The organism is Pseudomonas sp. B21-021 (assembly GCF_024749205.1).
Lineage (GTDB): Bacteria > Pseudomonadota > Gammaproteobacteria > Pseudomonadales > Pseudomonadaceae > Aquipseudomonas > Aquipseudomonas paraglycinae.
Window position 1 is genome coordinate 6,041,675 of record NZ_CP087192.1, and the last position, 26,233, is coordinate 6,067,907.

Annotated in this window: 25 protein-coding genes; 10 read left to right on the top strand and 15 right to left on the bottom strand. The window is 63.4% G+C overall.

Translation table 11 applies throughout. From position 1 onward, the window contains the following. Positions 1 to 3: 3 nt before the first annotated feature. The 13 genes from mdcH to pilG all read right to left on the bottom strand — a co-directional run bounded on the left by mdcH (position 4) and on the right by pilG (position 15,970). Positions 4 to 924: a malonate decarboxylase subunit epsilon gene (gene mdcH, locus LOY31_RS27230; protein WP_258712495.1), complete on the bottom strand. Its 921-nt coding sequence runs from the start codon at positions 922 to 924 to the stop codon at positions 4 to 6. Next, positions 921 to 1,541 carry a malonate decarboxylase holo-ACP synthase gene (locus tag LOY31_RS27235; protein WP_085608870.1) on the bottom strand — a complete coding sequence of 207 codons (621 nt, stop codon included), beginning with the start codon at positions 1,539 to 1,541 and terminating at the stop codon, positions 921 to 923. Before LOY31_RS27235 ends, mdcH begins: the two co-directional genes overlap by 4 nt. After that, positions 1,535 to 2,320: a biotin-independent malonate decarboxylase subunit gamma gene (mdcE, locus tag LOY31_RS27240; protein ID WP_258712497.1), complete on the bottom strand. Its 786-nt coding sequence runs from the start codon at positions 2,318 to 2,320 to the stop codon at positions 1,535 to 1,537. Before mdcE ends, LOY31_RS27235 begins: the two co-directional genes overlap by 7 nt. Continuing rightward, entirely contained in the window at positions 2,317 to 3,168 is an 852-nt protein-coding gene (locus LOY31_RS27245) for a biotin-independent malonate decarboxylase subunit beta (protein WP_258712498.1), read from the bottom strand. The genes mdcE and LOY31_RS27245 overlap by 4 nt, the downstream gene beginning before the upstream one ends. Next, on the bottom strand, positions 3,161 to 3,460 hold the full coding sequence (locus tag LOY31_RS27250; RefSeq protein WP_258712499.1) for a malonate decarboxylase subunit delta: 300 nt from the start codon (positions 3,458 to 3,460) through the stop codon (positions 3,161 to 3,163). The genes LOY31_RS27245 and LOY31_RS27250 overlap by 8 nt, the downstream gene beginning before the upstream one ends. Then, positions 3,460 to 4,332 carry a triphosphoribosyl-dephospho-CoA synthase gene (locus tag LOY31_RS27255; RefSeq protein ID WP_258712500.1) on the bottom strand — a complete coding sequence of 291 codons (873 nt, stop codon included), beginning with the start codon at positions 4,330 to 4,332 and terminating at the stop codon, positions 3,460 to 3,462. Before LOY31_RS27255 ends, LOY31_RS27250 begins: the two co-directional genes overlap by 1 nt. Then, positions 4,332 to 6,002, bottom strand: a complete 1,671-nt coding sequence (gene mdcA / locus LOY31_RS27260) for a malonate decarboxylase subunit alpha (RefSeq protein WP_127800384.1) — start codon at positions 6,000 to 6,002, stop codon at positions 4,332 to 4,334. Before mdcA ends, LOY31_RS27255 begins: the two co-directional genes overlap by 1 nt. Before the next feature lie 99 nt (positions 6,003 to 6,101). Continuing rightward, complete coding sequence (locus tag LOY31_RS27265; RefSeq protein WP_127800388.1) at positions 6,102 to 6,572, bottom strand: chemotaxis protein CheW; 471 nt, start codon at positions 6,570 to 6,572, stop codon at positions 6,102 to 6,104. Continuing rightward, positions 6,565 to 12,480: an Hpt domain-containing protein gene (locus LOY31_RS27270; RefSeq protein WP_258712503.1), complete on the bottom strand. Its 5,916-nt coding sequence runs from the start codon at positions 12,478 to 12,480 to the stop codon at positions 6,565 to 6,567. Before LOY31_RS27270 ends, LOY31_RS27265 begins: the two co-directional genes overlap by 8 nt. Before the next feature lie 35 nt (positions 12,481 to 12,515). After that, positions 12,516 to 14,576 (bottom strand): methyl-accepting chemotaxis protein, encoded by a 2,061-nt coding sequence (locus LOY31_RS27275; protein WP_115079501.1) that lies wholly within the window; start codon positions 14,574 to 14,576, stop codon positions 12,516 to 12,518. Between the two features lie 13 nt (positions 14,577 to 14,589). Beyond that, positions 14,590 to 15,129 (bottom strand): chemotaxis protein CheW, encoded by a 540-nt coding sequence (locus LOY31_RS27280; protein ID WP_007953327.1) that lies wholly within the window; start codon positions 15,127 to 15,129, stop codon positions 14,590 to 14,592. A 10-nt stretch (positions 15,130 to 15,139) separates the two neighbouring features. Next, complete coding sequence (pilH, locus tag LOY31_RS27285) at positions 15,140 to 15,505, bottom strand: twitching motility response regulator PilH (RefSeq protein ID WP_007953328.1); 366 nt, start codon at positions 15,503 to 15,505, stop codon at positions 15,140 to 15,142. Positions 15,506 to 15,565: 60 nt separating this feature from the next. Continuing rightward, positions 15,566 to 15,970, bottom strand: a complete 405-nt coding sequence (gene pilG / locus LOY31_RS27290; protein ID WP_007953330.1) for a twitching motility response regulator PilG — start codon at positions 15,968 to 15,970, stop codon at positions 15,566 to 15,568. A 225-nt stretch (positions 15,971 to 16,195) separates the two neighbouring features. On the opposite strand from pilG, the gene gshB reads away from it, so the two are divergent. The 7 genes from gshB to LOY31_RS27325 all read left to right on the top strand — a co-directional run bounded on the left by gshB (position 16,196) and on the right by LOY31_RS27325 (position 22,107). Further along, entirely contained in the window at positions 16,196 to 17,146 is a 951-nt protein-coding gene (gene gshB, locus LOY31_RS27295) for a glutathione synthase (protein WP_007953331.1), read from the top strand. A 107-nt stretch (positions 17,147 to 17,253) separates the two neighbouring features. Then, entirely contained in the window at positions 17,254 to 18,153 is a 900-nt protein-coding gene (locus LOY31_RS27300; protein ID WP_011336367.1) for an energy transducer TonB, read from the top strand. 59 nt (positions 18,154 to 18,212) lie between these two features. Beyond that, positions 18,213 to 18,785: a YqgE/AlgH family protein gene (locus LOY31_RS27305; protein ID WP_221535387.1), complete on the top strand. Its 573-nt coding sequence runs from the start codon at positions 18,213 to 18,215 to the stop codon at positions 18,783 to 18,785. Continuing rightward, a complete protein-coding gene (gene ruvX, locus LOY31_RS27310; RefSeq protein ID WP_007953334.1) occupies positions 18,785 to 19,222 on the top strand; it encodes a Holliday junction resolvase RuvX in 438 nt (145 codons plus the stop codon). Before LOY31_RS27305 ends, ruvX begins: the two co-directional genes overlap by 1 nt. An 81-nt stretch (positions 19,223 to 19,303) precedes the next feature. Further along, positions 19,304 to 19,807, top strand: a complete 504-nt coding sequence (pyrR, locus tag LOY31_RS27315) for a bifunctional pyr operon transcriptional regulator/uracil phosphoribosyltransferase PyrR (protein ID WP_085646969.1) — start codon at positions 19,304 to 19,306, stop codon at positions 19,805 to 19,807. Between the two features lie 27 nt (positions 19,808 to 19,834). Further along, a complete protein-coding gene (locus LOY31_RS27320; protein ID WP_007913665.1) occupies positions 19,835 to 20,839 on the top strand; it encodes an aspartate carbamoyltransferase catalytic subunit in 1,005 nt (334 codons plus the stop codon). Then, positions 20,836 to 22,107, top strand: coding sequence for a dihydroorotase (locus LOY31_RS27325; protein ID WP_258712506.1), 1,272 nt, complete (start codon positions 20,836 to 20,838; stop codon positions 22,105 to 22,107). Before LOY31_RS27320 ends, LOY31_RS27325 begins: the two co-directional genes overlap by 4 nt. Before the next feature lie 83 nt (positions 22,108 to 22,190). Here the strand turns inward: LOY31_RS27325 and LOY31_RS27330 are convergent, their stop codons facing one another. Continuing rightward, entirely contained in the window at positions 22,191 to 22,625 is a 435-nt protein-coding gene (locus LOY31_RS27330) for a TM2 domain-containing protein (RefSeq protein ID WP_007953343.1), read from the bottom strand. 249 nt (positions 22,626 to 22,874) lie between these two features. Here LOY31_RS27330 and LOY31_RS27335 point away from each other — a divergent pair, with 249 nt between their 5' ends. Next, positions 22,875 to 23,492, top strand: a complete 618-nt coding sequence (locus LOY31_RS27335; protein ID WP_007953345.1) for a C40 family peptidase — start codon at positions 22,875 to 22,877, stop codon at positions 23,490 to 23,492. A gap of 116 nt (positions 23,493 to 23,608) precedes the next feature. Here the strand turns inward: LOY31_RS27335 and LOY31_RS27340 are convergent, their stop codons facing one another. Next, the gene (locus tag LOY31_RS27340; RefSeq protein ID WP_007953348.1) at positions 23,609 to 24,643 is read right to left on the bottom strand and encodes a type IV pilus twitching motility protein PilT; all 1,035 of its coding nucleotides are present in this window, start codon (positions 24,641 to 24,643) and stop codon (positions 23,609 to 23,611) included. Positions 24,644 to 24,699: 56 nt separating this feature from the next. Between LOY31_RS27340 and LOY31_RS27345 the strand changes: the two genes are divergently transcribed. Then, positions 24,700 to 25,386 (top strand): YggS family pyridoxal phosphate-dependent enzyme, encoded by a 687-nt coding sequence (locus tag LOY31_RS27345; protein WP_127800404.1) that lies wholly within the window; start codon positions 24,700 to 24,702, stop codon positions 25,384 to 25,386. 23 nt (positions 25,387 to 25,409) lie between these two features. Further along, the gene (gene proC / locus LOY31_RS27350; protein WP_258712508.1) at positions 25,410 to 26,228 is read left to right on the top strand and encodes a pyrroline-5-carboxylate reductase; all 819 of its coding nucleotides are present in this window, start codon (positions 25,410 to 25,412) and stop codon (positions 26,226 to 26,228) included. The last annotated feature ends 5 nt before the right edge of the window (positions 26,229 to 26,233 follow it).

A 26,233-nucleotide genomic window follows, 5' to 3' on the forward strand; every position in this document is an offset into this window, starting at 1 on the left:
GATTTAGGGTCGTCGGCCCTCCTCTTCACGCAACAGCGCCTGCAAGGTGTCGAGCCGGGCACTGTCGAAGGCAGTGACGGTGCCCTGTTCGAACACCCGGCGCGCCAGCCCGGTCAACACCGCACCGGGCGGCAGTTCGATCTGTAGACGAACGCCGCGCTCGTAAGCGCTTTGCACGGTGCCGCGCCAGTCCACCACGCGGCACATGTTGAAGGCGAGGTCGTCGCGCAGTGCTTCTACCTGGGTCACAGGCCTTGCGCGGCTGCCGCTCAGGTAAGCGATTTTCGGTGTTTTCAGTTCTACCCTGGCGAACGCTTCGGCGAGCGTTTGCGCAGGCTCGTCCAGCAACGGACAGTGCGACGGCACGCTGACCGCCAGACGTTTTGCCAGCCCGGCGCCACGACTGCGCGCCAGCTCGGCGACCGCTTGCATCGCCTGGGCGCTGCCGGCAATCACCACCTGGTTATCGGCGTTGATGTTGGCCAGGTACACCGGTGTTTCTGCGCTGTGTACCTGCGCCAGCAGCGTTTCGACTGTGGATAATTGCAGGCCGATGATCGCGGTCATGCCGAAGCCCTGTGGATAAGCCTGCTGCATCAACTCGCCACGCAGACTGACCAGATGCAACGCATCGCTGAAACTCAACGCTCCGGCGACCACCGCTGCCGGGTAGGCACCGATGGACAGACCTGCGACGTAATCCGCGGCAAGTCCGTCCTGCAACAATTGCCGCGAGGCTGCGACTCCGGCGATCAGCAGGCAGAGCTGAACCGCCCGTGTGCTGCGCAACGCTTCGCTGGAATCCAGCCGCAAGACATCTTCACCGAGGCTATCGCTGGCCTCGATCAGCGTTTCCCGAGGCAAACGCTGGAGCATGCCGGGCTGCTGCGCGCCCTGACCGGGAAACACCAGCAGACTGCTCACGCTGCCTGCTCCTGCGGGTTCCACGGATCAGACACCAGACAGACTTCATGGGCGTTTTTCAGCAGCACCCGCAGAGCATTTCCGGCCCATTCGCGCAGGGCGACGGCACCGAACGGCGTCTGCAATTGCAGATCGACCCGGCAGATCGCCTGATCGAAAACCGCCACCAGTTTGCGTGCCTGATTACGGGTGATGAGTTGCGGTGTACGCAGGATCAAATCGAGATCGCTGGCTTGGTGCATCGCCGTAAATCCACTGGCCAATTCAAACCCGACGCTGCCACTGACGCCCCAGATCCAGCCGCAATCATCGAGTACCGGCCGCAGTTGCCGCAGCGCGTGCATGACCGGCAGATCACGCTCGCTCTCGACCTGACAAAGCGCTTCCGGGCTGACCCGACAGGCAATCGAATCGATCGCCATGAACGCCGCCAAGCGCTGCTCGCGCAACCGACCGCGCACGCCCACCGCCACGAACCCGTCTTCACTCAACGCCCGCCGCACCACCACCGGTTGCCCGGCAGCCAGCGAATCAATCGCCCACTGCGGCGCATCCGCCGGCAACTGCGCCGGCGTCATGCCCCACAGCAGGTCGTGGGCCAGAGGCGTGTTCACCACTGCGCCCTCAGCAGTTCCCGTACGCGGCTGGACGCTTCACGATTTTTCGCGCCGAGACGATTGCTCAGATCAGTCGACGAAATATCGCCGATGGCTTGCTTCAGGCATTCGCTTACTCGCGCCAGATCCTCCGCCGTCGGCTGCTCGATCTGCTGCACCGACAGGGTTTCCCAGAGCAACCCGAGGCTGGCATAGCTGTCGATGTCATACGCCATCGGCGGCACGCTGGACGCCAGGGCTTCCAGTTCTTCGACGCTGCGCAAGGTCACCCGCGCCGCCGAAGCCTTGCCCATCGCATGCACCATCACCCCCGGATCACGCAGGGCGATCAGACGGTTGGCCTGATAACCGTGGGCCAGAAACGCCCCAGACATGGCCTTGCCCACCAGCAGCGCGATCACCGGATGCCCGGCCAGACGGGCGCGGGCGTAAGCATCTGCCGCACCGGCCAGGGCCTGATGAATGCCGAGGGCTTCTTCGCGGCGACCGTAGGCCTGGCTCGGCACATCGACGATGGCAATCAATGGGCGTTTTTGCGTTTTGTCTTGGTCGGCGGTTATCGCATCATCCACCGCCTTGGCCAGACCCCAGCCTTCGAGCAATCCGACTTCGCCGTTGCGAGCGCGAGGAAAACGGTTTTGCGGATCGGCGACCACCGCGATAAAGCGCCCAAGTGGCCCGTCAGCGACCTTCAGCGAGGGCGGCAAACCTTCAACCGCATTCGCCCCAGCGCTCAAGGCGTTGAACCAGTTCAAACCGCGCACGGAATAACCACTCATGAGCGCTCTCCTTGATACAGATCGCGAACCACCGAAGGCTCGATTTGCTTGTCAGTGTCCAGGCTCGTCAGGCGTTGCAGGAACCACTCGGCTCGTTGACTGCGCGGTTGCGCTGGCAAGCCTTGTTGCAACAATTCGCCGACCTGTTGGCGAATCTGCGCCACGTCATCGGCGACGTAACGGTCCACCAGACCACTGGCAAACCGTTGCTCGCCGCCGGTCAGGCTCCAGATGAAGGGCCGGTCGCGGGAGTCGTATTCCTCGATCCCGGCTTCCTGCTCGATCACCTGCGGGCCGTTCAGGCCGAGGCGCGCCTCCTGGGTCACCAGCAAATAGCTGCACAGCGCGGCGGCAATCGACATCCCGCCAAAGCAGCCGACGCTGCCGGCGACCACGCCGACCACCGGCTGGTACTGCTGCAAATCGACAATCGCCGCGTGGATGTCAGCAATCGCCGCCAGCCCGAGGTTGGCTTCCTGCAAGCGCACGCCGCCGGTTTCCAGCAGCAGGATGGCGCGGGTCGGAATGCCTTTGCGGTTGTCCTCGGCGGCCAGTTCCAGCGCGCCGGCGATTTTCGCGCCGCCGACTTCACCGAGGCTGCCGCCTTGAAACGCGCCTTCGATGGCGGCGATCACCACCGGCGAACCCTCGAGGCTGCCCTTGGCGATCACCACGCCGTCATCGGCCTGCGGCACCACGCCCTGACGTTCGAGCCATGGCGACATGACGCGTTGAAACGGGTCGAGCAATTCGCGGAAGGTGCCGGCGTCGAGCAAGGCTTTCGCCCGCTGCCGGGCGCCGAGTTCGACGAACGAATGTTTGTGCAGAAGCGCTGAGGTATCAGTCATGGCTGATCTCCTCGAAGCCTTGCTCCAGACGCAGGCGCACCACGCCCGGGGTCGCGCCGAAGTCGTGAATATCGATGGCCATCGCCGGTGGCGTGGTGCCGTCGAACATCCGCGCGAACAGATGCTGCCAGCGCTGCTCGGCGCCGTTGACCGAGGTTTGCACATTGATTGTCAGTTTGCCGGCCAGGCCCGGTTCGATCAGCACTTCCAGATCGCCCGAACCGACACAACCGACCAGCGCCCGACCGCGCGGCGGCTGCCCGGCGGGGAATTCAAAGGATAAGGTTTCCATCAAAACGCTCCCTGAAGGATGCCGTCGCGCTCGATTCGATCAAGCAGCAGAGTGGCGGCGAGCAAGTCGGCGGCGCCACCGGGCGAGGCATTCAATGCGATGAGTTGTTGATCCAGTTCGTGCAGGCGGCGGCGACCGGTGAGGCTGGCGCTGCCACCGGCGTCGAGCACTGCCTGGGCGCCGTGTTGCATGGCGTGCAGGCCCTGTTCGCCGGCGCGGTACAGCACGCAGGTGTCGGCGAGGTCGGTCATGATTGCGAGCAAGCCATCGAGCCGGGCGTTCTGTTCGCCATGGCCGGCGGCGCGGCTGCGTTTGAGCTGCGGCAGGCCGCGTTGCACCACCGACGGGAAACCGAGTTGCGCTTCTTCCCGGGCACCGCGAGCGCCGTAGCGCTGGGCGACTTGCGCGCCATGACTCAGCGGACGCGGCGCATAACGGTCATCGAGCAACGCCAGACGCGCAGCGCGCAGAGTGACGGCGCTGGCGCTGGTGGACTTGGTATCCAGCGCAGCAGCCGTGACCAGCAGGCCCAACGCCCAGATCGCCCCGCGATGGGTATTCACGCCGTTAGTGGTAGCGAGCATCGCTTGCTCGCCTTCCCGTCCGATACGGCCGATCGCTTCGCGCAGCGGCAAGCCGATCGCGCCGAACTCGAGAGTGGCCTCGGCCATTTCCTTGAACGCCGGCCACAACGCCAGCGCCGAGGCATGCATCAATCCCAGGTGCAGATCGGTGTGCGCACCGTTGCCGCGGCGGTCGACCAGAGCCGGTTTCGGCGACAGGTCGGCTTCGTCGATCAGCGCATCCACGGCCAGATCCGCCAGCCGGTCCGCGAGGGTGATGGTTTTCGGTTGCAGGTTGAGTGCGTGCATTACCAGCTCCTGAACTTGGCGGGCGGGTTGTAGAGGCCGCCGGACCACTCGACCAGATCGGCCACGCTCTTCGCCGCGAGCAGTTCGCGTGTGGCGTCGGTGCGACGGATGCCGAGGTCTTCGGGCAAGGCAATCAGGCCTTCGCGGCGCATGCGTTCGGTGTCTTTCGGGTTATGGCGCAGGCCGATGGCGGTGACGCCGGCCACCGCAGCGATCATCGCCTGACGCTCTTCCAGCGAGCGCGCCTTGTACAGGTAGGCGATGCCTTCTTCGGTGAGCAGGTGAGTGACGTCGTCGCCGTAGATCATGATCGGCGCCAGCGGCATCCCGCTTTTCTTCGCCACCTCTACCGCGTCGAGGGTTTCGACGAAGGTCGGTTTGCCGCCCTCCTGGAACGTCTCGACCATCTGCACCACGAGTTTCTTGCCGCGTTCAAGCATCGGTTGCTGCGAATCATCGTGGCGCATATCAAGCCACGCCGGGGTGCCGTGACGACGGCCGCGCGGGTCGTGACCCATGTTCGGTGCGCCACCGAAACCGGCGAGACGGCCACGAGTCACGGTTGAAGAATGGCCGTCGCCATCGACCTGCAGGGTCGCGCCGATGAACAGGTCCACCGCGTACTGCCCGGCCAGTTGGCAGAACATCCGGTTGGAACGCAGCGAGCCGTCGCGCCCGGTGAAGAACACGTCGGGACGGGCGGCGATGTAGTTTTCCATGCCCAGTTCGGTGCCGAAGCAATGCACGCTTTCGACCCAGCCGCTTTCAATCGCCGGGATCAGCGTCGGGTGCGGGTTGAGCGTCCAGTTGCGGCAGATCTTGCCCTTGAGGCCGAGGGATTCGCCGTAGGTCGGCAGGATCAGTTCGATGGCCGCGGTGTTGAAACCGATGCCGTGGTTCAGCGACTGCACGTTGTGTTTTTCGTAGATCCCGCGGATCGCCATCATCGCCATCAGCACGTGCACAGGCTTGATGTGGCGGGGGTCGCGGGTGAACAGCGGTTCGATGTAGAACGGCTTGTCCGCGACCACCACGAAATCCACCCACGATGCGGGGATGTCCACACGAGGCAGTTCGCTGACGTCGTCCACCAGTTGGTTGACCTGGACGATGACGATGCCGTCGCTGAAAGCGGCCGGTTCGATCAGCGCCGGGGTGTCTTCGGTGCTCGGGCCGGTGTAGATGTTGCCGGCACGGTCGGCCATGAACCCGGCCGAGAGCACGACGTTGGGGATCAGGTCCACCACCAGCCGGGCGTAGAGTTCGATGTAGGTGTGGATCGCACCGACTTCCAGCAGACCGTCTTCTAGCAACTGGCTGATGCGCAGGCTCTGGGTGCCGGCGAAGGAGAAATCGAGCTTGCGGGCGATGCCGCGTTCGAACAGGTCCAGATGCTCGGAGCGACCGACACTGGGCATGATCATGTGCAGGTCGTGGAGCTTTTCAGGATCGGCCTTGGCCAGAGCGCGCGAGAGGAAATCCGCCTGCTTCTGGTTGTTGCCCTCCAGCACCACACGGTCGCCGGGCAAGATCAGCGCCTCAAGCGCGGCGACGATTTTGTCGGTGGGCAACACCGCACCGTCGGCCAGCCCGCGCACCTTGTCGAGGCGCCGCTGCTTCTCGTCACGCCGCCGCGTCCAGCGCGAGTCGGGGGAAATGGTTGTTGTCATGCTCACTCCACGGGGTTCGCTGTCGTGGAGCTACCTTAGGAGTGTGATCGAGGGGCATCAATCAAGCGCAGTGGCGAACCGTTACGGTGAGCGTAACGATCAGTGGACAAGCCCCGCATCCACCAACAATGTTTCCAGCGCCAACAAATCCGGCACCTTCGCCACCTGCTCCCCCACCTGCACCGCCGCCTGCTCCAGCGCACACAGCGGCACGTCGACATAACTCAACTGGCTGTCGAGCTTGTACGAGCGCGGAATCCCCTGAACCAGCAGTGCGATGAACTTCAATTCCGGCCGCCCGCCGAGGGCGTTGAGGATGACGATCCGTGCCCGTTCGCCGATGACGATCTTGTTGCCGCACGCCGACTCGAAACTCAGAAGCGGAATCTGCCGTTCGCGCCAGGTCACCCGACCGAGATACCACGGCGGCGTGTCGAGATCGAAGGCGCTCGACTGGTAGTCGATCAGCTCGGCGACGGCGACGTTGGGCAGGATCAGGTTGCGATCCGCCAGCGGCAGCAGCAGCCCGGTGAGTTGGCTCGTGCGCTGGTTGTGCCGGCGTTCATGCATGTTTTTTGCTCCACAGGGCGATGCTTTCGAGCAGCACCGATTCCTGGTACGGCTTGCCGAGGTAGTCGTTGACGCCGATGGCCATCGCGCGGTCGCGGTGTTTCTGGCCGGTGCGCGAGGTGATCATGATGATCGGCAGGTGTTGCAAGCGTTCGTCGTGGCGTACCTGGGTCGCCACTTCGAAGCCGTCCATGCGCGGCATTTCGATGTCGAGCAGCATCAGGTCCGGCATGTGTTCTTCCAGCAGCAGCATGGCATCGACCCCGTCCTTGGCGGTCAGCACGTTCATGCCGTGGCGTTCGAGCAGACGGCTGGTAACCTTGCGCACCGTCACCGAGTCGTCGACCACCATCACCAGCAACGGCTTGTGCGGTTCGCTCTCGATTTCATGGCCGGCCGGACGCTGCGGCAACCGCGCCTGCATCGCGCGGATCGGCGCCAGCAGGTCGAGAATCAGCACCACCCGGCCATCGCCGAGAATCGTCGCCCCGGAAACGCCCTGCACCGAGGCGAACTGCGGGCCGAGGCTCTTGACCACAATCTCGCGGGTGCCGGCCACCGTGTCGACCTGCACCGCGATGTGCCGGTCGTTGCACTGCACCAGCAAGACCGGCACCGGCAGGCTCTGGCCGGACAGTTTCGGCCGTGGCACGGCTTTCAGCAGCTCGCCCAGATAGCACAGCTCATAACACTGGCCGCCATACTGATAAGTCGGCGGGTCGAGACGGAAATGCCCGTCCAGTTCATTCGGCAGCACGCGGACGATGCCGTCGATGGTGTTCAACGGAATCGCGTACTGATCCTCGCCGCACTGCACCATCAGCGCACGGTTGACCGACACGGTGAACGGCAAGCGAATCCGGAAGTGCACGCCCTGCCCCGGCACCGAATCGATGCTCATGGTGCCGCCCAGTTGCCGGACTTCTTCGTGCACCACGTCCATGCCCACGCCGCGCCCGGAAATCTGGGTGATTTTCTCGGCGGTGGAAAAACCTGGCTGGAGGATGAACTGCAACACTTCGCGGTCGCTGATGTCGGCATCCGGCGCCAGCAGACCGCGCTTGATCGCCTTGCGCCGCACCGCGTCCAGCGGCACGCCGGCGCCATCGTCGCGGATGTCGAACACGATGTCGCCGCCCTCGCGGGACAGGTCGAGGCTGATCTGCCCTTGTGCCGGTTTGCCCGCCGCCAGCCGGACTTCGGCGGACTCCAGACCATGGTCGACGGCATTGCGCAGCATGTGCTCCAGCGGTGCGGCCATGCGTTCGAGGACGTTGCGGTCCATCTCGCCTTCGGCGTTGCCGACGCTGAACGCGACGTCCTTGCCCAACTCTTCGGCGACCTGTCGGACGATGCGTTTCAAACGCGGCAACATGCGTTCGAACGGCACCATGCGCGTGCGCATCAGGCCTTCCTGCAACTCGGTGTTGATTCGCCCCTGCTGCTGCAACAGGTTCTCGGCGTCGTGGGTGCGCCGGTCGAGGGTTTCCTTCAGATCCAGCAAGTCGGAAGCGGACTCGAACAGCGCCCGTGACAGCTGCTGCAACTGCGAATGGCGGTCCATTTCCAGCGGGTCGAAATCTTCGTAGCCGAGGCGTTCGGCATCCACTTGCTGACGACTGAGGATCCGCCCCTGGGTTTCGGTGTCGAGCCGGCGCAACTGGTCGCGCATCCGCTCGATGGTGGTTTCCATCTCGTGCAGGGCGGTCTGCGCATCGCTGACTTGCTGCTCGATGCGCCCACGGAAAATCGAGGTTTCGCCGGCGAGGTTGACCAGCTCATCCAGCAGCTCGGCGGAGACCTTGACCATGTCCGCCCCGGCCTCGGGCGCCGGGGCAGCAGGCTCGACCTTGACCGCCACCGACGGCACGGGCGCCGGGGTCTGCACGACCAGCGGATGGCTGAAATTCTGGATCGCGCTGATCAGCCGGTCCGCCGGCGGACACGGCTGACCGGCGCGCACCGCGTCGAGCATCTGCGCCAAGCGGTCCTGGCCGCGCTGCAACAGCGCGAACAGTTCGGCGCTGCCTTGCAGGGTGCAGGCAGACAGGCTTTCGTAAAGGTATTCCAGCTCGTGGGCGAGGTCGCCGATCGGGCCAATTTCCACCATCCGCGCGCCGCCCTTGAGGGTGTGCAGGTCGCGCAGCAGGGTTTCCACTTCCTGGCGATTGCCGGGCTCGGCCTGCCAGCGCAGCAGCGCGGCGCCGGAGTTTTCAATGATGTCGAAACCTTCTTCGAGGAAGATTTCCAGCAGCTCCGGATCGTGTCCGGGGCCGTCCTGCGTGACGCTGGTTGGTGGCGTTTCAGGGTTGGCGGCCGAGCCCTGACGGAAACGGCGGATCGCCTCGATCAGATCCTGCGCCGGATCCAGCGGCTGGTGCCGGTGCAACTGTTCGAGAAACTGTGCCAGACGCTCGTGGCTTTGACGCAGCAATCGGTCGAGGGCTTCGCTGTGGCTGTAACGACGATCCACCAGCCCTTCGTAAAGGCCTTCCAACTCATGGGCCAGATCGCCGACCGCCGCCACTTCGGCCATTCGCGCACCGCCCTTGAGCGTGTGCAAATCCCGTTGCAGCGACGACAGCGGTGCGCCGTTTTCCGGATCCTTCAGCCAGCGCTGCAAGGCTTGGCCGGCGCTGTCGAGAATGTCCACCGCCTCTTCGAGGAAGATCTCGACGATCTCATCGTCCGGCCCGCTGTCGACGCTGTGTTGTTGCAGTTCGGCGGTGGCGCTGCCCAGTTCGCGGATGCTCAGGGTGCGGCTGCCGTCGCTGCGGATCAGGCCCATGGCCGACGGATCGAGGCTCTCGTCGAGCAGTTCGTGCAAGGCGCGGATGCGTTGCGGTTGCGGGGTGATTTCCTGGCCGGCGGCCAGTTCGTCGAGCATGTTGATCAGCGCTTCGTGGGCCTGCTGCGCCTCATGGAAAAACCGCTCGCTGACCGCCAGGCTGCTTTCTTCAACCGCGCCGTACAGGTCGAGCAAGGCTTCGCACAGCACATCCACCGGCAGCAGATCCGCCAGGTGTGCGCCTTCGCCCAGCGTGGTCAGTTCATCCAGCAGCGCGCTGAGTTCCTGACGTTCACCGGGGTGCTGCTGCCAGCGCTGCAGGAGGTTTTCGGCGTCGAGCAGGATGTCCATGCCCTGGGCCAGGAAGTTGTTGATCAGTTGCGGATCGCGCTTGACCCGCACCGCACTGCTCGGGGCATTGAGGATCGATTCCAGGCGTTCGCCGAGCAGGGTTTCGGTACGTTTGATCAGCGACTGCGCGCCGACAATCGGCGCCAGCGGATCGTGTTTGAGCTGACGCAGACCGACGCGGAACAGGCCCTCGGCCTCCAGCAGCAGTTCCACTTCGTCGAGGTCCAGCGCCAGTTGATGGGCCTTGAACTCCCGGGCCAGTTTGTCGAGCGGCGCCGCCAGTTCGGCAATCGGCGAAACCCCCGCCATCGAGGCGCTGCCCTTGAGGGTGTGCAGCGCGCGCTGCAACTCGTCGCTGGCCTGCAATGGCACATGCTCGGCGGCCTGATCGAGAAAACGGTTGAGGCTGGCGAGGTGGGTCTCGGCTTCGTTGCGGAAAATCTCCAGCAACAGCGGATCGAGAGCCGCGACGTCTTCCACGTCTTCGGCCGGCAGCGGCGTGTCGCCCTTGGCCAGCGCATGGGCGCGAGCCGCCAACTGATCGACATCGTGGCGTTGGCGCTGGCCGTTGGTGGCGAATTCGCCGATCAGATCCGGCAACAGCAGCAGTGTGTCGGCCAGCAACTGGCGCACCGCCGGGCCGGGTTCGACGCTGTGTTCCAGAACGCGGTTGAGCAGGTTTTCCACCGCCCAGGCCAGCTCGCCGAGGACCAGCGCGCGCACCATCCGGCCACTGCCCTTGAGGGTGTGGAAGGCGCGGCGCAGTTCACTCAAGGCGGCGCGGTCATCGGGCGCGGCAGACCAGCGCGGCAGGTATTCGCTCAGTACTTCGAGCACTTCCCCGGTCTCTTCGAGGAACACTTCGCGCAGCTCGTCGTCCACCGGTTCTTCATCGGCCGGTGGCGGCAGCAGGCTGCCCGGCGTGGTCAGTGCCGGCGGGTTGACCGCCGACACCGGACTGGCCAGCACTTCGGCCAACGACTGCACGATCTGCGGGTCGTCCAGCTCCTGCAAATCCTGCATCACCAGCGCTTCGCTGGGGCTGAGAACATCATCGAGCACCGGCACATGCGGCTCGCCGGGCTGTTCGTCAGGAAAGAAACCGAGACTGGCGAGGCTTTTCTGCGCGATATCCAGCAAATGCTCGCTCGGTGCCTGCGGGTCGTCGGTCAGGCGTTCGAGGTAATACTCGAGGCTGGTGATGGCGTCGGCGAGGCTGTCGAGTTGCTGCCAGCCCGGCTCGTGAGGATCGAGCAACAGATGTTCGCGGATAAATCCGTTGCAGGCTTCGAGCAGGCTTGCCGCACGCGCCAGCGGAATCATCGCCAGTGCGCCGCGCACCTGGGTCAGCAGCGCCGGCAGGCTTTGCAGTTGCTGGCGATCCCAGTCGGCGTCGATGTAGTCGACGATCATGTCCTTGGCCTGTTGCAGGCAGATGCGCGCTTCCTTGATCACGATCTGATGGATCTGCGTCAGGTCGGTGGTCGGCAGGCGCGAGTCTTCCGGGCTCTCCGGCTCGACTGTGCCGACCATCCCGGCCAGCGTTGCTTCGACGTAGAGCAAGGCGCCGGCGACGTCCATCAGCGTGGCGTCGTTCGGTTCGCGTTGACCCTGCGCGAGACTGAGCACCACCGCCAGTTGATCGATGATGACCTTGCGCGGCTGGCCGAAACCGAGCACCGCCAGGGTGTCGGCGATCTGCCGCAGCGGCGCCAGCAGGCTGTCCAGATCCGAGGCGTGCTGGCGATCGCTGCGCACGAACAGGTCGAGGCGTTCCTTGACCCGCACCAGTTCTTCGCACAGCGCCGCGAGCACTGAGCGCATGGCATCGCGATCGGGGCCGGCCAGGCGCGCGCGTTCTTCGTCGACCATCGCGCTGTCGGGCAGCGCGTCGTCCAGGGAGTAGCGATCTTTCATGGTCAGCATCTGCCCGGTGGGATGTTCGGCTTTGGCGATATAAAACAGCAGGCTTTTCAGCAGTTCAGGCGGTGGCGGCTGATTGAGGCCGGGCATGCCCTGTTCGAGCAGGCGCTTGAGTTCCTTGTCGGCGTCCTTGAACAGGCTGCGCAGGGCCGGGCTGTTGGCGATCCGCCCTTCGCGCATGCCCTCGACCAGCGCCGAGGCGACTTGCCACAACGGGCTCAGTGGCGAGTTACCGCTGAGTGCTTCAAGCCGGGTAAAGACTTTGGCCAGATAAGCGAGGTGCGTCTGGTCGTCCTGCTCGCGGAGCAATCCGACCAGCGCCATTTGCAGCATCTGGCGCAATTTGCGCAGCACATTCGGCAGCTCTGCCGGCTCCAACAGTGCCAGGGTTTCCCCGCCCAAAGGCGCGAGTTCCGGCAACTGCGGGCTGAACAGACTGGTTTCCGACAGCAGGCTTTCGCCCCGGGCGCTGCGCAAGTCGTTGATCAGCGGCAGCACCACCAGCGGCAGGTCGCGGCGGGCGCCCTGCACGCGGTCGAGGTAGATCGGCAATTGACCCAGCGCCTGCAACAGCAAGTGCAGCGCTTCGTCACGGTGGCTGACGCGGTCGTTCTGCAACGCTTCAACCAGGTGTTCCATTTCTTCGGCGAGCAAGGCCGCGCCGTAGAACTCGACCATTTGCAGGCTGCCGTGCACCTGATGGATGCAGGCCAGGCATTCGTCCAGCCCCGGCACCGACTGCGGATCGTCGAGCACGGCTTCGATGGCCTGATGCGCCTGCCTCAGCGTCTCGGCTATTTCACCCTTGACCCATTCGAGGGCCACGTAGTCGTGCCGGTCACCCATAACCACTCCGCTCGACATAGACTCGCCCGCAGGCCTCACGCCTTGTCCGCGACGGGCGCAGGCGCCGCCGGCAAGGTGAACCCGGACACCGAGCGACGCAACTGGCTGGCCATTTTCGCCAGGTTGCCGATGCTCTCGGCGGTGGCCGTGGAGCCGGACGAGGTCTGCGAGGTGATCTGCTGGATCACGTTCATCGTCAGGGAAATCTGCCCGGCCGAAGACGTCTGCTGCTGCGCCGCGTTGGAAATGCTCTGGATCAGCGCCGCAAGGGTCTTGGACACGCCTTCGATTTCTTCCAGGGCCACACCGGCATCCTGCGCCAGCCGCGCGCCGCGCACCACTTCGGTGGTGGTCTGCTCCATGGAAATCACGGCTTCGTTGGTGTCGGTCTGGATCGCCCGCACCAGCGTTTCGATCTGCCGGGTCGCGGCGGACGAACGCTCGGCCAGCCGCTGCACTTCATCGGCCACCACCGCAAAACCGCGCCCGGCGTCACCGGCCATCGAGGCCTGAATTGCCGCGTTGAGGGCAAGAATGTTGGTCTGGTCGGCAATGTCATCGATCAGGCTGACGATGTCGCCGATTTCCTGGGAAGACTCGCCCAGACGCTTGATGCGCTTGGCGGTGTCCTGGATCTGTTCGCGAATGTTGTCCATGCCGTGGATGGTGTTGTGCACCACCTCGTTGCCCTTGTTGGCGATCTCCACCGACCGCTCGGCAACCGCCGAGGATTCAGCGGCGTTGGCCGACACCTGATCGATGGACTGGGCCATGTCGCTGATCGCGGTCGAGGCTTCGGAAATCTGCTGGGCCTGATGCTCCGAGGCTTGGGCCAGGTGCATGGCGGTAGCCTGGGTTTCCTGCACCGCAGCGGCGACCTGGCCGGCGGTGAGGTTGATGGTGGCGACCAGATCGCGCAGCTGGTCGACGGAATAGTTGATCGAATCGGCGATGGTCCCGGTGAAGTCTTCGGTCACCGAGGCGGTTACGGTCAGGTCGCCGTCAGCGAGATCTTCGATCTCGTCGAGCAGGCGCATGATCGCATTCTGGTTGCGCTCGTTTTTCTCGGCGGTTTCGCGCAACTGACGGTTGGTTTCCCGGACCATGACCATGCCGATCAGGATGATCGAGGCCAGCGCCAGCAGGCCCAGCACATAACCGCCGATGGTGTCGGTATTGCGCCCGCCGGCGAGGTTTTCGAAACGGCTGGCCAGGTGCGAGGCTTCGTCGAGCAGGGTCTGCGACAGGCTGAAGATATTGGTGGCCGACTCACGGACCTTGAACAGCTCCGGCGAGGTTTCGAGGATTTCATCTACCGAACCGGAGACAAACTGGAACAGTTCGGAAATCTCGCTCAAGCGAGCGCGGGCGTCGCGGTCTTCGACCTGGCTGATCTTCAGCGCCGGGTTGCCCTGCAGCATGCCGTTAAGCACCTGACCGAAGCGTGCGGCATCGCGACCGAAGGCGTCGGCGGCCTGCTGGGAGTTTTCATCGCCCGACAGCACGGTGTTCACCGCGCCGAGAATCCGCTCGGCCAGCAGCGACTGACGCTGGGCCATCGCCACCTGCGCCGCCGGCGCACCGCGTTGCAGGAGAATCTCCACGACTTTTTCGTATTCAATCTGCAACTGCGGCACGGTTTCGGCCAGGGTCGCAGCCACCTGATGCAGGGACAGCACGGTCTGTTCGCTGGAGAGAATCGCGTCGGTGTTTTTCAGCAGGCGTTCCCAGTCCAGCTGCACGGCGCGCATTTCCGGGCGCACGGTGGACGGCGCCGGCGGAAGGCCGGTGGCCGGGTCGCCTTTCTTCAGGTACCCCCAGCGCTGGGCAAAATCGTTGCGCGCATCGCTCAACAGTTTGAACGCGGCAGCCTTGCCGGCGGCGGCTTCGGTGGCGTTCTTGGCGATCCGCTGCGACAGCACCCGCAGCTCGCCGGCGTGGCCGATGTACTGCTTGTCGTAGTTGGCCTGGGTGTTGAGGTAAGCGAAGTTGGCGAACAGCAGCATGATGAACACGATCAGTGCGATGAACAGCACGATGATCTGCGAGCGGCTGCGCGAGCCTTCTGCGGGCTTGCCTGTTTTTGCTTTGATCATCGGTCCTCGCCTGTTAAACCGCGACGTGCATGAAACTCGGTGACTGCGCCAGCGCAAACAGGCTGAACACCCGCCAGTTCTGCTCGCGCCGGAAATAGCCCTTGATGAACTCGCCCTTGGAGCCTTGCCGTTTACTGATCGAGACGGATTCGAAGCTGTCCTGCTCGAAGTGCTGCAGGCCGAAGACTTCATCGACCAGCAACCCGGCAAACACGTCCTGATGCTCTACCACCAGTACCCGCCGCTGTTTGCGCATCGGTGACAGCTCATGGCCGAAAAAGCCGCACAGGTCCATGACCGGCAGCAGCCGCCCGCGCAGGTTGGCCACGCCCTTGACCCACGGTTTGACGCCCGGCAACTGGGTGACGCGCAGTTCGGGCAGCACTTCGCTGACTTCGCCCATCGGCGTGACGTACCAGTGCTCGCCCAGACGAAAGCCGATGCCGCTCCAGCGATCCTGACGCGCCGGTTGCGACGGCAGGTCCGCCGCCAGCAGGCGACAGCGCTGGTCGATCTGCCACAACAGTTCGAACGCGGTCAGCGACTCGCTCATGGCGGCGCGATCAACCGGCCAGCACGTTGTTCAGGGTCTTGATCAGCGTGTCTTCGTCGACCGGTTTGGTCAGGTAGTCCTTGGCGCCCTGGCGGGTGCCCCAGACCTTGTCGGTCTCCTGATCCTTGGTAGTAATGATGATCACCGGGATGTGGCTGGTTTCCGCATCCTTGGTCAACTGACGGGTAGCCTGGAAGCCGTTGAGGCCGGGCATGACGATGTCCATCAGCACCGCGTCGGGTTTTTCCTGGCGGGCCAGGGCCACGCCGTCGGCGCCGTTTTCGGCTTTCAGCACTTCGTGCCCGTGCTTTTCCAGCATGCCGGTGAGTTTGTACATTTCGGTCGGCGAATCATCGACGATCAGGATACGTGCCATGGTCTTCCCCATTTTTCTTGTCGACACCGGGCCCGCTGGCCGAGCGTCTCTGTGCGTGTCTTACTGCGGCAAAGCGGCAGCGAAGCCCGGAACATGGGCCGAAATCGCGTCGAGCAGTTCTTCCTTGCTGAAAGGTTTGGTCAAAAATTGATCGGAACCGACAATCCGCCCCTTGGCCTTGTCGAACAGCCCGTCCCGGGACGACAGCATGATCACCGGCGTGCCCTTGAACGCATTGTTGTTCTTGATTAAAGCGCAGGTCTGATAACCATCCAGACGCGGCATCATGATGTCGACAAAGATGATCCCGGGGTGGTGGTCGGCGATCTTCGCCAGGGCGTCAAAACCGTCGATCGCGGTGATGACTTCGCACCCTGCATTTTTCAACAGGGTCTCGGCGGTGCGACGAATCGTTTTCGAGTCGTCGATCACCATGACCTTCAAGGCGCTGGACTGCTGTTCCATAAGGGGGCTCTACCGTCGCCTTTGCGAATCAATTTGTCCGTTTTGCGATGCGTAATGGCTGGAAACCCTTGATGTTCAAGGGCCAGCACGACATGGCAGCCTTTTTAGCACAGTCTCCTGATCCAATCTATCGACGGGTTTTTCCTTGACCGAAAACCCGCCCGGCGCCACTCTGGCGGCACTTTTTTCATACCGATCCGGTAGCCAATTTTCGAGGAAAACCCAATGAGCGTTCGCGTCGGGATTGTCATGGACCCTATCGCCAGCATTTCCTATAAAAAGGATAGCTCGCTGGCCATGCTGCTGGCGGCGCAGAAGCGCGGCTGGGAACTGTTCTATATGGAACAGAAAGACCTTTATCAGGGTGAAGGCCAGGCGCGGGCGCGGATGAAACCGCTGAAAGTCTTCGCCAACCCGGAAAAATGGTTCGAACTGGGCACCGAACAGGATTCGCTGCTGAGCGACCTGAACGTGATCCTGATGCGCAAGGATCCACCGTTCGACATGGAGTTCGTCTACTCCACCTACCTGCTCGAACAGGCCGAGTCCGCCGGGGTGCTGGTGGTCAACAAGCCGCAGAGCCTGCGTGACTGCAACGAAAAGCTGTTTGCCACCCTGTTCCCGCAGTGCACGCCGCCGACCGTGGTCAGCCGCCGCGCCGACGTGCTGCGTGAATTTGCCGCCAAACATGGCGACGTGATCCTCAAGCCGCTGGACGGCATGGGCGGTACTTCGATTTTCCGTCACCGCGCCGGCGACCCGAACCTGTCGGTGATCCTGGAAACCCTGACCGCCCTCGGCGCCCAGCAGATCATGGGCCAAGCCTACCTGCCGGCGATCAAGGACGGCGACAAGCGCATCCTGATGATCGACGGCGAGCCGGTGGATTACTGCCTGGCGCGAATTCCGGCCCAGGGCGAAACCCGTGGCAACCTCGCAGCCGGTGGCCGTGGCGAAGCCCGTCCGTTGACCGACAAGGATCGCTGGATCGCCGCTCAGGTCGGCCCGACCTTGCGCGAAAAAGGCCTGCTGTTCGTCGGCCTGGACGTGATCGGCGAGCACCTGACCGAAATCAACGTCACCAGCCCGACCTGCATCCGCGAAATCGACAATGCCTTCGGCACCGACATCGGCGGCCTGCTGATGGATGCCATCGAGAAAAAACTGCAAGCTTGATGTGCATCACATGCAGCCTGTCGCTTGATGCTTGAAGCTAAAGGCGTGAAACCAACATTGCGTTATCATGCGCGGCCTGTGAAAAACGCGATGTTGGTTTTCTTGTCATGACACTTCCGTCCGATCTGCCCGCTGAACTCGCCCATAAAGGCGTGCGCCCGGTCGATCGCCTCGGATTTACCCTGTTTCTCGCGGCGCTGATCCATTTGGCGCTGCTGCTCGGCGTGGGTTTCACCATGGTCGAGCCCAAGCAGATCAGCAAAACCCTGGAAATCACCCTCGCCACCTTCAAGAGCGAAAAGAAGCCGGCGAAGGCCGATTTCCTCGCCCAGGAAAACCAGGAAGGCAGCGGTACCCTCGACAAGAAGGCGATCCCCAAGACCACCGAGGTCGCGCCGTTTCAGGCAAACGAAGTCAAGAAAGTCACCCCGCCACCGGCCGCCAAGCCGGAAGTGCAGGAAGCGGCGCCCAAGGCGGCCGTGACCACCGTCGCGCCGAAACCGAAAAAGGCGCCGACCAAGAAAGAAGAAGCGAAGACCGAGACCAAACCGACGGTCGATGCCCCGACTTTCGACAGCTCGCAGCTCTCCAGCGACATCGCCAGCCTCGAAGCCGAACTGGCCAACGAACAACAGCTGTACGCCAAGCGCCCGCGCATCCACCGCCTGAGCGCCGCGTCGACCATGCGCGACAAGGGCGCCTGGTACAAGGACGAGTGGCGCAAGAAGGTCGAGCGCATCGGCAACCTCAATTACCCCGACGAAGCCCGGCGCAAGCAGATCTACGGCAATCTGCGCCTGATGGTGTCGATCAACCGCGACGGCTCGCTGTATGAAGTGCTGGTGCTGGAGTCTTCCGGCCAGCCGCTGCTGGATCAGGCAGCGCAGCGCATCGTGCGACTGGCGGCACCGTTCGCACCATTTACCGGGGACCTGTCGGACATCGACCGGCTGGAAATCATCCGCACCTGGAAATTCGCCCGGGGCGACCGGTTGTCCAGTAACTGAGTCGATCTTTTGCCCGCTCCAGCTTGTCAGTTCGCCCCCCGAACGCCACACTAGCGCACATGAAAAACGTCAGCCCCAGCTACCTCAAGCATCACTTCCTGATCGCCATGCCACACATGGCCGACCCGAACTTTGCCCACACCTTGACCTACATCGTCGAGCACACGGCCAATGGCGCCATGGGGCTGGTGGTCAACCGACCGCAAGAGCTGAATCTGGCCGACATCCTCGAACAATTGCGCCCGGACATCGATCCGCCAGCGCTGTGCCAGCATGTGCCGATCTTCATCGGCGGCCCGGTGCAGACCGATCGCGGTTTTGTCCTGCACCCGGCGGGCAAGACGTTCCAGGCTACCGTCGAGCTGGAGGGCGATCTGGCCCTGTCCACCTCGCAGGACGTGCTGTTCGCCATCGCCGACGGCGTAGGCCCGACCAAAAGTGTCATCACCCTCGGTTATGCCGGTTGGGAAGCCGGGCAGCTGGAGGCCGAACTGGCCGACAACGCCTGGCTGACCTGCCCGTACGACGCCGACATCCTGTTCAACACCAGCAGTGAACTGCGCCTGGAAGCGGCGGCCAAGCACCTGGGGATCAACCTCAGCCTGCTGACCAGCCAGGCAGGACACGCCTGATGGCCCTGCGCCTGATCCTCGGCTTCGACTACGGCACCAAACAGATCGGCGTGGCGGTCGGCCAGGTGATTACCGGCCAGGCCCGCGAACTGTGCACCTTGAAGGCGCAGAACGGTGTGCCGGACTGGAATCAGGTCGAAGCCCTGATAAAGGAATGGAAACCCGACGCCGTGGTGGTCGGCCTGCCGCTGAACATGGACGGCACGCCCAGCGAGATGTGCGCCCGCGCCGAGAAATTCGCCCGACGCCTCAATGGCCGCTTCAACCTGCCTTTCTATACCCACGACGAACGCCTGACGACCTTCGAAGCCAAGGGCGAACGGCTGGTGCGCGGTGGGCAGAAAGGCAGCTACCGCGACAACCCGGTGGACGCCATCGCCGCCGCCCTGCTGCTGCAAGGCTGGCTCGACGAAAACACCGCACTATTTGAATCCTGACAAGCGCTACGGCGCTTTTCTTTTGGTTACAACCCGAGCTCCGGTTCGCGAGAACCGGCTCGACCCCAAGAAGGAGCAACCATGAGCCTGCCCAATCCCGCCGATCTGATCAGCCAGATGGCGACCCGCCTCAAGGCGCACCTTGCCCAGCGTGAGATCAGCGAACCGCGTTACATCGGCATCCGCACCGGCGGCGTCTGGGTCGCCCAGGCCCTGCTCGCAGAGCTGGGCAGCGACGCGCCATTGGGCACGCTGGATGTTTCCTTCTACCGCGACGACTTCAGCCAGAACGGCCTGCACCCGCAAGTGCGCCCGTCCGCCCTGCCCTTCGAAATCGAAGGCCAGCATCTGGTGCTGATCGACGACGTACTAATGAGCGGTCGGACCATCCGCGCCGCCATGAACGAACTGTTCGACTACGGCCGCCCGGCCAGCGTGACGCTGGTCTGCCTGCTGGACCTGGACGCCGGCGAACTGCCGATCCGCCCGAACGTGGTTGGCGCGACCCTGTCGCTGGCCGCCCACGAGCGGGTCAAGCTGTCCGGGCCGGAGCTGGCCCTCGAACTGCAAGACCTTGCCCTTTAATCCGCCCTATTGAGAGTCCCCCTCGCGATGACGCCTCTAGATACCAAGCGCCCGCTGCAGCTCAATGATCAGGGCCAGCTGCGCCACTTCCTCTCGCTCGACGGCCTGCGCCGCGAGTTGCTGACGGAAATCCTCGACACCGCCGACTCGTTCCTCGAAGTCGGTGCCCGGGCCGTGAAGAAGGTCCCGTTGCTGCGCGGCAAGACCGTGTGCAACGTGTTCTTCGAAAACTCGACCCGCACCCGCACCACCTTCGAACTGGCGGCCCAGCGGCTGTCGGCGGACGTGATCACCCTGAACGTGTCGACCTCGTCGGCCAGCAAGGGCGAAACCCTGCTCGACACCCTGCGCAACCTGGAAGCCATGGCCGCCGACATGTTCGTCGTGCGCCACGGTGACTCGGGCGCTGCGCACTTCATCGCCGAACATGTCTGCCCGCAAGTGGCGATCATCAACGGCGGCGACGGCCGGCACGCCCACCCGACCCAGGGCATGCTCGACATGCTGACCATCCGCCGCCACAAGGGCGGCTTCGAGAACCTCTCGGTGGCCATTGTTGGCGACATCCTGCACTCACGGGTGGCGCGCTCGAACATGCTCGCCCTGAAGACCCTCGGTTGCCCGGACATCCGCGTGATCGCACCGAAGACCCTGCTGCCGATCGGCATCGAGCAGTACGGCGTGAAGGTCTACACCGACATGACCGAAGGACTGAAAGACGTCGACGTGGTGATCATGCTGCGCCTGCAGCGTGAGCGCATGACCGGCGGCCTGCTGCCGAGCGAAGGCGAGTTTTACCGCCTGTTCGGCCTGACCACCGCGCGCCTGGCCGGCGCCAAACCGGATTGCATCGTCATGCACCCGGGGCCGATCAACCGCGGCGTGGAGATCGAGTCGGCGGTGGCCGACGGCCCGCACTCGGTGATCCTCAATCAAGTCACCTACGGCATCGCGATCCGTATGGCCGTGCTGTCCATGGCCATGAGCGGACAAACAGCGCAGCGTCAATTCGAGCAGGAGAACGCCCAGTGAAGCTCAGCATTCTCGGCGCCCGCGTCATCGATCCAAGCAGCGGCCTGGATCAAATCACCGATATTCACGTTGAAGCCTGCAAGATCGTCGCCCTCGGCGCTGCACCGGCCGGTTTCACCGCCGTCGAAACCATCGACGCCCAAGGCCTTGTCGCCGCTCCAGGCCTCGTAGACCTGAACGTCGCCCTGCGCGAGCCGGGCTACAGCCGCAAAGGCACCATCGCCAGCGAAACCCGCGCCGCTGCGGCCGGCGGCGTGACCAGCCTGTGCTGCCCGCCGAAAACCAAACCGGTACTCGACACCTCCGCCGTGGCCGAACTGATCCTCGACCGCGCCCGCGAGGCCGGCAACACCAAGGTGTTCCCGATCGGCGCGCTGAGCAAAGGTCTGGATGGTGAACAACTGGCCGAGTTGGTCGCCCTGCGCGACGCCGGTTGCGTAGCGTTCGGCAACGGTCTGGAGAGTTTCCGCAACACTCGCACCCTGTGCCGGGCGCTGGATTACGCGGCGACCTTCGACCTGACGGTGATTTTCAACTCGCAGGATCACGACCTGGCCGACGGTGGCCTGGCCCACGAAGGTCCCACCGCCAGCTTCCTCGGCCTGCCGGGCATTCCGGAGACCGCTGAGACAGTGGCGCTGGCCCGGGATCTGCTGCTGGTCGAGCAGACCGGCGTGCGTGCGCACTTCAGCCAGTTGACCAGCGCTCGCGGCGTGGCCCTGATCGCTCAGGCCCAGGCCCGTGGTTTGAAAGTCACGGCGGATGTCGCCCTGTATCAATTGATCCTGACGGACGAAGCGCTGATCGACTTCAGCAGCCTGTATCACGTGCAACCGCCGCTGCGCACCCGCGCCGACCGCGACGGTCTGCGTGAGGCGGTGAAGTCCGGCGTGGTCTCGGCCATCTCCAGCCATCACCAGCCCCACGAGCGCGATGCCAAACTGGCACCGTTCGGCGCGACCGAGCCGGGCATCAGCAGCGTCGAACTGCTGCTGCCGCTGGCGATGACCCTGGTCGAGGACGGTCTGCTGGACCTGCCGACCCTGCTGGCCCGCCTGAGCGCCGGCCCGGCCGAGGCCCTGCGCCTGCCGGCGGGCAAACTGGCAGTGGGCGGCGCGGCGGATATCGTGCTGTTCGATCCGAAGGCTTCGACCGTTGCCGGCGAAACCTGGCTGTCGAAAGGCGAGAACTGCCCGTTCCTAGGCCATAGCCTGCCGGGTGTGGTTCGCTATACCTTGGTCGATGGTCGGATCAGCCACCAGGCTTGATACCGAGTTGCCCCCAATCGCGAGCAAGCTCGCTCCCACAAGGTCACCACGAACCCTGTGGGAGCGAGCTTGCTCGCGAAGCTTTATTGGAAGGCGCCCCGCCCTTCGGCGTTACGCACCGACACCTGATCGTTCAGCGTCCAGAAGTCATACAGCACCCCCAGAAAGAACAACCCGCCGGTCAGCAGATACACCACCCCGCTGATCCACTTGCCCTGATACATCCGGTGCACACCGAGCGCGCCGAGGAAGGTCAGGAGAATCCATGCCACGTTGTACTCGATCGGGCCCGCCGCGAATCGCAGGTCGGCTTCGCGATCCATCGCCGGAATCAGGAACACGTCGATCAGCCAGCCGATCCCCAGCAACCCGAAGGTGAAAAACCAGATCGTGCCGGTCACCGGTTTGCCGTAATAGAAGCGGTGAGAGCCTGTGAAACCGAAAATCCACAACAGGTAGCCGATCACCTTGCTATGGGTGTCTTTTTCCTTCACACGGGGCAGCTGATAGCCGTTCATTAAGACCTCGATACACGCGATAGATAAATATTCTTTAATTCTTTGTGACTTTTTTACAGGTAGCCGACGTATGGCAAATGCTACCGTGTCTCCCGTCAAAGCCTTATAGCACCGGACTTCTGTCCGACAATTGCGTCTTTTTGCCGCTTATTTGGTTCCGTTGGCACCCGATTGAATCGACCAACGGCCTCGGAAGTGACAAAAAAGCTGTTATAAAGTTGCGCGCTAACACACCAAGAGCCCTGCCTAATGCGTCCATTTTTCAAGACATGGCTAACCATTTGCCTATTAATGCCACTGGCCGCCCACGCCACCAATCGTGAGCAACGTCTTCCAAACGTTAACGGTTTCACCCCTAAATCCCATGCCTCTGCTCCTTCGAACAAAGGCAAACAGGTCAAACACACCACGCTGAGCAGCAACGGCCGCAGCAAGCTGGTGCCACCGATGGCGACCAAGGAAAGCAGCAACGTCCTGAGTCGCGCGGTAAACGTCCTCGGTACGCCCTACCGTTGGGGCGGCAGCAGCCCGAGTAAAGGCTTCGACTGCAGCGGTCTGGTGAAATACGCGTTCAACGACGCCACGTTCGACCTGCCACGCACCTCGAACGCCATGGCCAGCGGTCACGGCGAGAAAGTCGAACGCAAGGACCTGAAGCCTGGCGACCTGATTTTCTTCAACATCAAGAGCCGTCGGGTCAATCACGTTGCCATCTACCTGGGCAACGACCGTTTCATCCATGCACCACGGCGCGGCAAGTCGGTGAGCATCGACACGCTGAACAAGCCGTACTGGGAAAAGCATTACGTGGTGGCCAAACGCGTATTGCCGAAAGAACAAGGGCAGATGCGCGTCGTTCAGCGCTGAGCTAGTTCGTTTGACGCTCCGCGTCTCAAAGCGGACGCAGAGCGTCCATTGAGGCATTCCCACGCAGAGCGTGGGAACGATCAAAATCGCAGCCCACGGGCTGCGATTTTTTTTGCCTAGAAGTTATCCGGCGTACGCGCCTTTTCCCGCGCATGCTCGCGGCTGATCAAGCCTTTGGTCACCAGATCCTTCAGGCACATGTCGAGTGTCTGCATCCCCAGCGAGCCGCCGGTCTGTATCGCCGAGTACATCTGCGCCACCTTGTCCTCGCGGATCAGGTTACGAATCGCCGACGTTCCCAGCATGATCTCGTGCGCCGCCACCCGGCCGCCGCCGATTTTCTTGATCAGCGTCTGCGACACCACCGCCAGCAGCGACTCCGAGAGCATCGAGCGCACCATGGACTTTTCGTCCCCGGGGAACACGTCCACCACCCGGTCGATGGTCTTGGCTGCCGACGTGGTGTGCAAGGTGCCGAACACCAGGTGCCCGGTCTCGGCCGCGGTCAGCGCCAAGCGAATGGTTTCCAGATCGCGCATCTCGCCCACCAGGATCACGTCCGGGTCTTCGCGCAGCGCTGAACGCAAGGCGGTGGCAAAACTGCGGGTATCGCGATGGACTTCGCGCTGATTGATCAGGCATTTGCGCGATTCGTGGACGAATTCGATCGGATCTTCGATGGTCAGGATGTGGTGATGGCGATGGGTGTTGAGGTAATCGATCATTGCCGCCAGGGTCGTGGACTTGCCGGAACCGGTCGGTCCGGTCACCAGCACCAGTCCGCGTGGCGCATCGGTGATCTTGCGAAAGACGTCGCCCATGGCGAGGTCTTCCATGCTCAGCACTTTCGACGGGATGGTCCGGAACACCGCACCTGCGCCACGGTTCTGGTTGAAGGCATTGACCCGAAAGCGCGCCACGCCGGGGACTTCGAAGGAAAAGTCGGTTTCCAGATGTTTCTCGAAGTCCACCCGCTGGGTGTCGTTCATGATGTCGTAGATCAGCTCGTGTACTTGCTTGTGATCCAGCGCCGGCAGATTGATCCGCCGCACATCGCCATCCACGCGGATCATCGGCGGCAGACCGGCCGACAGGTGCAGGTCGGAAGCGCCCTGTTTGGCGCTGAAGGCCAGCAGTTCAGTGATATCCATAGCGTCCCTCAATTCCAGTAGAATGCCGCGAACCTTCAGACCGCTGGCGCCTCTTGATGTCCACGATAGCAGACAACATTCTCCAGGTTAGTTCGCGCATCCAGGCAGCGACCCAAGCTGCCAATCGCAGCGAAGACAGCGTCCAGCTGCTGGCCGTGAGCAAGACCAAACCGGCCGAAGCCCTGCGCGAAGCGTACGCCGCCGGCCTGCGTGATTTCGGCGAGAACTACCTGCAAGAGGCCCTGGGCAAACAGCTCGAACTGGCCGACCTGCCCTTGATCTGGCACTTCATCGGCCCCATTCAGTCGAACAAGACCCGCTCGATTGCCGAGCATTTCGCCTGGGTGCACTCCGTGGATCGTCTGAAAATCGCCCAACGCCTGTCCGAACAACGCCCGGCGGATCTGCCGCCACTGAACATCTGCATTCAGGTCAACGTCAGCGGTGAAGCCAGCAAGTCCGGCTGCACGCCGCAAGACCTGCCGGCCCTGGCCCAGGCCATCAGCGCCCTGCCGCGCCTGAAGCTACGCGGGTTGATGGCGATTCCCGAGCCGACCGAAGATCGCGCCGAGCAGGACGCGGCATTCGCTGCCGTTCAGAAGTTGCAGGCCAGCCTCGATCTGCCGCTCGACACACTTTCCATGGGCATGAGCCACGACCTCGAGTCGGCCATTGCCCAGGGCGCGACCTGGGTCCGTATCGGTACGGCCCTGTTCGGCGCCCGCGACTATTCCCAATCTTGAACATTTCCAGATAAGGACCTGACATGAGCAACACGCGTATTGCCTTTATCGGTGCCGGCAACATGGCCGCCAGCCTGATCGGCGGCCTGCGGGCCAAGGGTCTGGAAGCTGCACGGATTCGCGCCAGCGATCCGGGCGAAGAAACCCGCAACCGGGTCAGCGCCGAACACGGCATCGAAACCTTCGCCGACAACGCCCAGGCCATCGACGGTGCCGACGTTGTCGTGCTGGCGGTCAAGCCACAGGCCATGAAAGCCGTGTGCGAAGCGATTCGCCCGAGCCTGAAACCGAATCAACTGGTGGTCTCCATCGCCGCCGGCATCACCTGCGCCAGCATGACTGCCTGGCTGGGCGAGCAACCGATCGTGCGCTGCATGCCGAACACCCCGGCGCTGCTGCGTCAGGGCGTGAGCGGTTTGTACGCCACCGGCGCAGTGAGTGCCGAACAACGCCAGCAGGCTGAAGAGCTGCTGTCCGCCGTGGGCATCGCCCTGTGGCTGAACGAAGAGCAGCAACTGGACGCGGTCACTGCGGTCTCCGGTTCCGGCCCGGCGTACTTCTTCCTGCTGATCGAAGCCATGACTGCCGCCGGCGTCAAACTCGGCCTGCCGAAGGAAACCGCCGAGCAACTGACTCTGCAGACCGCTCTGGGCGCCGCGCACATGGCCGTGTCCAGCGACGTCGACGCTGCCGAACTGCGCCGCCGCGTGACCTCCCCGGCCGGCACCACGGAAGCTGCGATCAAATCGTTCCAGGCCGGCGGCTTCGAAGCCCTGGTGGAAAAAGCACTCGGCGCCGCCGCGCACCGCTCGGCCGAAATGGCCGAACAACTGGGCAAATAAGGAGC

Excerpts from the sequence above, each read along its gene's own strand:
- mdcE (WP_258712497.1), bottom strand. The coding sequence starts at position 2,320 with ATGAGTGGTTATTCCGTGCGCGGTTTGAACTGGTTCAACGCCTTGAGC.
- LOY31_RS27245 (WP_258712498.1), bottom strand. The coding sequence starts at position 3,168 with ATGACTGATACCTCAGCGCTTCTGCACAAACATTCGTTCGTCGAACTC.
- LOY31_RS27250 (WP_258712499.1), bottom strand. The coding sequence starts at position 3,460 with ATGGAAACCTTATCCTTTGAATTCCCCGCCGGGCAGCCGCCGCGCGGT.
- LOY31_RS27255 (WP_258712500.1), bottom strand. The coding sequence starts at position 4,332 with ATGCACGCACTCAACCTGCAACCGAAAACCATCACCCTCGCGGACCGG.
- mdcA (WP_127800384.1), bottom strand. The coding sequence starts at position 6,002 with ATGACAACAACCATTTCCCCCGACTCGCGCTGGACGCGGCGGCGTGAC.
- LOY31_RS27265 (WP_127800388.1), bottom strand. The coding sequence starts at position 6,572 with ATGCATGAACGCCGGCACAACCAGCGCACGAGCCAACTCACCGGGCTG.
- LOY31_RS27270 (WP_258712503.1), bottom strand. The coding sequence starts at position 12,480 with ATGGGTGACCGGCACGACTACGTGGCCCTCGAATGGGTCAAGGGTGAA.
- LOY31_RS27275 (WP_115079501.1), bottom strand. The coding sequence starts at position 14,576 with ATGATCAAAGCAAAAACAGGCAAGCCCGCAGAAGGCTCGCGCAGCCGC.
- LOY31_RS27280 (WP_007953327.1), bottom strand. The coding sequence starts at position 15,129 with ATGAGCGAGTCGCTGACCGCGTTCGAACTGTTGTGGCAGATCGACCAG.
- pilH (WP_007953328.1), bottom strand. The coding sequence starts at position 15,505 with ATGGCACGTATCCTGATCGTCGATGATTCGCCGACCGAAATGTACAAA.
- pilG (WP_007953330.1), bottom strand. The coding sequence starts at position 15,970 with ATGGAACAGCAGTCCAGCGCCTTGAAGGTCATGGTGATCGACGACTCG.
- gshB (WP_007953331.1), top strand. The coding sequence starts at position 16,196 with ATGAGCGTTCGCGTCGGGATTGTCATGGACCCTATCGCCAGCATTTCC.
- LOY31_RS27300 (WP_011336367.1), top strand. The coding sequence starts at position 17,254 with ATGACACTTCCGTCCGATCTGCCCGCTGAACTCGCCCATAAAGGCGTG.
- LOY31_RS27305 (WP_221535387.1), top strand. The coding sequence starts at position 18,213 with ATGAAAAACGTCAGCCCCAGCTACCTCAAGCATCACTTCCTGATCGCC.
- ruvX (WP_007953334.1), top strand. The coding sequence starts at position 18,785 with ATGGCCCTGCGCCTGATCCTCGGCTTCGACTACGGCACCAAACAGATC.
- pyrR (WP_085646969.1), top strand. The coding sequence starts at position 19,304 with ATGAGCCTGCCCAATCCCGCCGATCTGATCAGCCAGATGGCGACCCGC.
- LOY31_RS27320 (WP_007913665.1), top strand. The coding sequence starts at position 19,835 with ATGACGCCTCTAGATACCAAGCGCCCGCTGCAGCTCAATGATCAGGGC.
- LOY31_RS27330 (WP_007953343.1), bottom strand. The coding sequence starts at position 22,625 with ATGAACGGCTATCAGCTGCCCCGTGTGAAGGAAAAAGACACCCATAGC.
- LOY31_RS27335 (WP_007953345.1), top strand. The coding sequence starts at position 22,875 with ATGCGTCCATTTTTCAAGACATGGCTAACCATTTGCCTATTAATGCCA.
- LOY31_RS27340 (WP_007953348.1), bottom strand. The coding sequence starts at position 24,643 with ATGGATATCACTGAACTGCTGGCCTTCAGCGCCAAACAGGGCGCTTCC.
- LOY31_RS27345 (WP_127800404.1), top strand. The coding sequence starts at position 24,700 with ATGTCCACGATAGCAGACAACATTCTCCAGGTTAGTTCGCGCATCCAG.
- proC (WP_258712508.1), top strand. The coding sequence starts at position 25,410 with ATGAGCAACACGCGTATTGCCTTTATCGGTGCCGGCAACATGGCCGCC.